The 5,987-nt window shown below is 62.1% G+C and carries 5 protein-coding genes; 2 read left to right on the forward strand and 3 right to left on the reverse strand.

Annotated features, from left to right (window positions below):
• Window positions 1-1,026, reverse strand: a 1,026-nt coding sequence (locus CMI59_RS02515) for an acyltransferase family protein (RefSeq protein WP_293324279.1), incomplete at its 3' end; no start/stop codon positions are given.
• Between the two features lie 275 nt (window positions 1,027-1,301).
• The gene (gluQRS, locus tag CMI59_RS02520; RefSeq protein ID WP_293324282.1) at window positions 1,302-2,210 is read right to left on the reverse strand and encodes a tRNA glutamyl-Q(34) synthetase GluQRS; all 909 of its coding nucleotides are present in this window, start codon (window positions 2,208-2,210) and stop codon (window positions 1,302-1,304) included.
• A 229-nt stretch (window positions 2,211-2,439) separates the two neighbouring features.
• Here gluQRS and CMI59_RS02525 point away from each other — a divergent pair, with 229 nt between their 5' ends.
• Window positions 2,440-2,991, forward strand: coding sequence for an HNH endonuclease (locus tag CMI59_RS02525; RefSeq protein WP_293324292.1), 552 nt, complete (start codon window positions 2,440-2,442; stop codon window positions 2,989-2,991).
• A 131-nt stretch (window positions 2,992-3,122) separates the two neighbouring features.
• Here the strand turns inward: CMI59_RS02525 and recQ are convergent, their stop codons facing one another.
• On the reverse strand, window positions 3,123-4,985 hold the full coding sequence (gene recQ, locus CMI59_RS02530) for a DNA helicase RecQ (RefSeq protein ID WP_293324286.1): 1,863 nt from the start codon (window positions 4,983-4,985) through the stop codon (window positions 3,123-3,125).
• Window positions 4,986-5,217: 232 nt separating this feature from the next.
• Between recQ and CMI59_RS02535 the strand changes: the two genes are divergently transcribed.
• Window positions 5,218-5,987 (forward strand): DUF4145 domain-containing protein (locus tag CMI59_RS02535; protein WP_293324289.1); only part of this gene is annotated, 770 nt, incomplete at its 3' end.

Below are 5,987 nucleotides of genomic sequence, written 5' to 3' on the forward strand. Positions count from 1 at the left end.
CTCGTCCTTCAGGCGGAACATGGCCGGCCGCACGAAGAGGAAGGCAAGCGGCGTCCGCTTCAGCACTTCATAGCCGATGATCGGCCCCACCAGCGCCACCGCGAAAGTGACGATGGTGATGAGGTCGCCGTTTTCCCAGCCGGCGAATTTCACCAGCCCCACCCGCATCGCGGCCATCGGTGCGAAGAAGGCGAGGAAGATATAGAGCGAGCGGTGGCCGATGAAGGAGAGCGCGCCTGCGAACCCCGCTTCGGCCAAGACGGTAATCGTCAGGATCGAACCGATCCCGCCCGCATAGCCCATCAGCAGTTCCAGCCCGCGGATCTCGATCAGGCCGGAGAAGACCACGGTCGCGACCGTCGCATAGAGGAGCGCGGCGACGCCGAGGGCCTGCGCCTTGTTCCCGCGCGCCCAGGCGGCGAGTTCGAAGATGCGGCTTGCGCCATAGACGCCGGAGACGAACCAGATGAAGCGCCAGGCGAATTCGTCGAGCAGCATCCAGCCGGTCGCGATCTGGGTGAAATAGAGGCCGATGGCGGCGGCGAAGATCCAGGCCGGGTTCGCCTTGCGGAAGACGCGAAGCACCGTAAAGAAGATCGCCAGCTCATAGATGAACCAGAGCACGCCGAAGGGCTGGAGCGGGATCATCCACATATCGGCCCAGCTGGTGGTCCAGTTGCCGCCGGTCGGCACGGCGATCTTGATACCGATCTGGATCACCGACCAGAGCAGATAGAAATAGCCGAAATGCAGGAGCTTGCGGTCGAGGAAATCGCGCCACGGGCCGTTGATCGCCTTCCAGGCGAACAGACCCGCCACGAGGAAGAAGAGCGGCATGCGGAAGGGCTGGGCGAAGGCGGAAATATCGCTGAAAACGTCCGGCGGCGTGCCGAGCGTGGCGGCCACGCCCCATGTGGTGTGGTCCATCACCACCAGGCTGATGGTCAGGCCCTTCACCGCATCGATCCAGCCGAAACGGGATTTTTCCGCTTTTGGGACGGGATTCGCCGTCCCGGAATCGGCCATTGCGCTCGTCATATCCTGCACCTCGCATCAAATCGGGCCGGAACCGTTCCCCTTCGGGATCGGGTCGGCCTGTTCACGAGGATCGCAGCAGGATGCGGGCCATTCCGATCACTTCCCCTCCCCCTTGAGGGGGAGGGTCAGGGAGGGGGGGAGGCGGCAAACGCCGTGCCGGCGATTGTCTTTACTGCCCGGTCCCCCCCACCCGCCGCGCTTTCGCGCGTCGACCTCCCCCTCAAAGGGGGGAGGTAGGGGAGTGCCGGTGACCGTCTCGCCCTTCACGCCCTCTCGGCAAGCCCGATCATCTCGCGCACCTCTTCGGGCGTGACGCCGCGGGCGCGCAGCTCGCGCAGGCCCATATCCCGGGCGGTCTTGGACAGCCGCCGCCCGTCCTCGTCGCGGACGAGTTCATGATGGTGCCAGCGCGGTTCGGGCAGGCCCAGCAGCACCTGTAGCACGCGGTGGATATGGGTGGCGGGCGAAAGGTCCTGCCCGCGCGTGACCAGCGTCACGCCCTGCAGCGCATCGTCCAGCGTGACGGAGAGGTGATAGCTCGTCGGCACGTCCTTGCGGCCGATCACGACATCGCCATAGGCCTGCGGGCGGGCGCGGATCAGGCCGTGTTCGCCGCGCGAGCCCACGCCTTCCTCCACGAAGGTTACCGGCCCGCCATTCATCTCCTCGGCCATGGCGCAGGCCTTTTCGGTGTCCATGCGCCAGCAATAGGAGCGGCCCTCCCACATCAGCTCGTTGAGCTGGCGTTTGGGAATGTCCTTGTAGAGGCCGGGATAGACGGGCGCGCCGTCCGGGTCGAGCGGCCATTGGCGCGGCGGGATACCGCTTTGCGCGATCGCGTCCTGGATTTCCTTGCGCGTCGCAAAGCAGGGATAGAGGAGGCCCATGTCGCGCAGTTTTTTCAGCGCCGCCTCATATTCCGCAAAATGTTCCGACTGGCGGCGCACCGGCTCTTCCCAGTCGATGCCGAGCCAGGCGAGGTCGTCGTAGATGCCTTGCTCGTATTCCGGGCGGCAGCGGCCGACATCGATGTCCTCGATGCGCAGGATGAAGCGCGCATCCATGGCGCGAGCCATATCCCAGGTAAACAGCGCCGAATAGGCATGGCCCGGATGCAGCCAGCCATTCGGGCTGGGGGCGAAACGCAGCGTTTCGCTCTTTGTGTCGGGCATCGGGAACTCCGTGGGCAGCTCGGGGCGCGGGCGCGCTTGAAAGGGGCGGGGCTCACATATTGGTATGCCGAACAGGACTACCAAGCGCCCGTTGGAATATCCACCTTCGGTGGCTTCACAAAGCCGTTGCACAATATATAGTAAACTTAATTCACTGGGGTCCACCGCTTCGCGGCCACCTGGTTGAGCCGCGGCGGGCCCGCCCTTTAAGGAGGACGGTGTGCAGGCGATGTTTGCCACTCCGGAAGCGTGCCCGGCACTTGTGCTGAATGCGGATTATCGTCCGCTCAGCTATTACCCTCTCTCGCTCTGGTCCTGGCAGGACACGATCAAGGCCGTCTGCCTCGACCGCGTCAACATCGTCTCCTCCTACGACACTTTCGTGCGCTCTCCTTCTTTCGAGATGCAGCTGCCGAGCGTCGTCTCCCTCAAATCATACGTAAAGCCCGCGCGCCATCCCGCCTTCACGCGGTTCAACCTGTTTCTGCGCGACAGCTTCACCTGCCAGTATTGCGGCGACCGGGGCGAGCTGACCTTCGACCATGTCGTGCCGCGCTCGCGCGGCGGGCAGACCACCTGGGACAATGTCATCACCGCCTGCGCGCCCTGTAATTTGCGCAAGGCGAACAAGATGCCGAAGGATGCGGGCATGGAGCCGATGCAGCATCCCTACCGGCCGACGGTCAACGACCTCCACAAAAACGGCCGCTCCTTCCCGCCCAACTATCTGCACGACAGCTGGCAGGACTATCTCTACTGGGACAGCGAACTGGAGCCGTAGGGGTGAGGTTTTGTTTTTGCCCTACACATTGTCATGCCCGGGCTTGACCCGGGCATCCAGTAGGGTGCCTGCGGCATGTGATGCGCTGGATTGCCGGATCAAGTCCGGCAATGACGGGCAAAAGAAAACGCCTATCCCGCGTCGCGAATGAGCCCCAAAAACGGCTCCGCGAATTCCTTCAGCTTCGCGGCGCCGACGCCATGGACCTCGGCAAAGGCTTCGCGCGTCGTCGGGGCGCGGCGGGCCATGTCGATCAGCGTCTTGTCGGAAAACACCACGTAAGCCGGCACGCCACGTTCCTGCGCGATGTCGAGGCGCAGCGATTTCAGCTTCGTGAACAGCGGGTCTTCTTCCGGCGTCAGCTTTTCCGCATCGCTCACGCGCTTGCGTTTCGCCGTCTTCTTTTCATGGCTGTCTGCGCGATAGAGGAACTCTTCTTCCCCCGCGGCGAGCTTCTCGCCAAGCGCGGTGATGATGAGGCTGCCATAGCCGCCCACATCGACCTCCAGATAGCCGCCCGAGACGAGCTGGCGGATCAGCGATTGCCAGTCGGGTTTCTTGAGCTGCGCGCCCTCGCCGAAAGCGGGCAGCCGGTCATGCTTGACCGCGAGCACCTTTTCGGTTTCCTCGCCCAGCATGATGTCGATGATATGCGCCGCGCCATAGCGCTCGCCCGTATCGCGAATGGCCGAGAGCGCGGACATCGCCATTTCCGTCCCGTCGGTCAGGTCCGCCGGGTTCAGGCAGTTGTCGCAATTGCCGCAAGGCGCTGCCGTTTCGCCGAAATAGGAGAGCAGCATGCGGCGGCGGCATTGCGGCGCATCGGCGTAGGCGAGCAGCGCGTTCAGCCGCTGGTGTTCGCGGCGCTGGCGCTCCGGCCCTGCGTCCTCGTCGTCGATGAATTTCCGCCGCATGCGAATGTCGCCCGGCCCGAACAGCATATGCGCTTCCGCCGGTTCGCCGTCGCGGCCCGCGCGGCCGATCTCCTGATAATAGGCCTCAAGGCTGCCCGGCAAATCCACATGCACCACGAAGCGCACATCCGGCTTGTCGATCCCCATGCCGAAGGCGATGGTCGCGACCATGACAAGGTTTTCTTCCGCCATGAAAGCGCGCTGGTTCGCCTCGCGCTCTTCCTTCGTCATGCCGGCGTGATAGGGCAGCGCGTTATAGCCGTTCTGGCGCAACAGCGCGGCGGTCTCTTCCGTCTTCTTGCGCGACAGGCAATAGATGATGCCGTTACCCACATCGCTCCCGCGCCGGTCCAGAAAGCCGAGCAGCTGGTCCTTCCAGCTCGTCTTGGTTTCGACGCTCAGTTGAATGTTCGGGCGGTCGAAGCCCAGCACCTGCACGTCCACATCGCCGCCGAACAGCTTCTGCGCGATGTCGGCCCGCGTCACCTCATCCGCCGTCGCGGTCAGCGCGGCCACGGGCACGCCGGGGAACACCTCGCGCAAGCGGCGCAAATCTTCATATTCGGGGCGGAAGGCCGGGCCCCATTGCGACACGCAATGCGCCTCGTCGATGGCGAAGAGCGACACGTCCAGCTTGCCGATGGCCGCCAGCATGCGCTCCGTCATCAGCCGTTCCGGCGCCATATAGAGAAGGTTCAGCTCGCCCGAAGCGGCGCGCCGCCAGACGGCGACATTGTCCTCGCGCGACTGGCCGGAATGGATCGCATCCGCCGCGACGCCCGCCAGCTTCAGCGCCGAGACCTGGTCCTGCATCAGCGCGACGAGCGGCGATACCACAATGGTGAGCCCGCCCTTCACCAGCGCCGGCACCTGAAAGCAGAGAGATTTGCCCGCGCCCGTCGGCATCACGGCCAGCAGGTTGCGGCCCGACAGCAGCGTATCCACCGCCTCTTCCTGGCCTGCGCGAAACCCGTCGAAGCCGAAGACCTCGCGCAGCACGGCATATTTCGCGGCGTTCAGATCGCCCCCCGCATCGAGGGCGTCACGCGCGTCGGACCGGGCTGCGAGGGTGGAGGCCATGAGACTGGAATTGAAACTCGACTAGCAGGCAGGGCCCCGACAAAACCCCCGGAGCCGAAAGGCAGGCGCGGCAGGCCCCCGAACGCCCAAAAAGACGAATCAAGCCCCGCCACACCCCCAGACTCTCACGGGGAGGGGTGAGGGGGCAAATGGGGGCGATTATTGAAACAAGCTGCCACTAGAGGAGAAGCGACGGCGCGACTACAATGATCCGAAAGAATGGAGTTGTGCATTGAAATATATTAGCCCCTCGATTGCCGAGACTGCTTTTAATTGCCCGCACTGTGGTGTTTTGACAACGCAATTTTGGTTTGGCTTAAGAGCGGAGAAGATGCCTCAGGTCAGCCCCCTACCGGTTTTCTTCGATAAGGACCAAGCTAGTAATTTCGATTTTGGCCACATTGAAGATCCGGAAAAGTTGAAGCGTGCGAAGGAGTTCGTAGCGCGGATGGCTGAGGGGCTGCCTTTTCTTGATGAGCCCCAAGTTGATAGACTTCAACAACAGCAAGTTGCAAACCTGAATATATCATCGTGCTTTAGCTGTAAAAAAATCTCAGTATGGATATTTGATGCGCTTGTTTATCCCAAAAAAGGTGAAGCGCCGCAGCCAAATCCAGACCTCCCTGACGATATAAGACGAGATTATGACGAGGCGAGTTCAATACTTGATCTATCGCCGCGAGGTGCTGCCGCATTGTTGCGTCTCGCTATCCAGAAGCTGTGCAAAGAGCTAGGGCAATCCGGAAAGAACATAAACGATGACATAAGGAAGCTTGTTGCTGCGGGGTTAGATAGCCGTATTCAGCAGGCGTTGGACTACGTCCGCGTGGTGGGAAATAACGCAGTTCATCCTGGTCAAATTGACTTCAAAGATGACCGGGGAACAGCGGAGAAATTATTCGGTCTAAGAGCCTGTTCCAAAAAGAGGTGTGTGATTTCAGCGGCTTATGATTCTGTTGGTTTGCGAACTAACAGGAGATCGATATGCCGTGGACTGAAATC

This window comes from Parvibaculum sp., from assembly GCF_002684405.1.
Lineage (GTDB): Bacteria > Pseudomonadota > Alphaproteobacteria > Parvibaculales > Parvibaculaceae > Parvibaculum.

Excerpts from the sequence above, each read along its gene's own strand:
- gluQRS (WP_293324282.1), bottom strand. The coding sequence starts at position 2,210 with ATGCCCGACACAAAGAGCGAAACGCTGCGTTTCGCCCCCAGCCCGAAT.
- CMI59_RS02525 (WP_293324292.1), top strand. The coding sequence starts at position 2,440 with ATGTTTGCCACTCCGGAAGCGTGCCCGGCACTTGTGCTGAATGCGGAT.
- recQ (WP_293324286.1), bottom strand. The coding sequence starts at position 4,985 with ATGGCCTCCACCCTCGCAGCCCGGTCCGACGCGCGTGACGCCCTCGAT.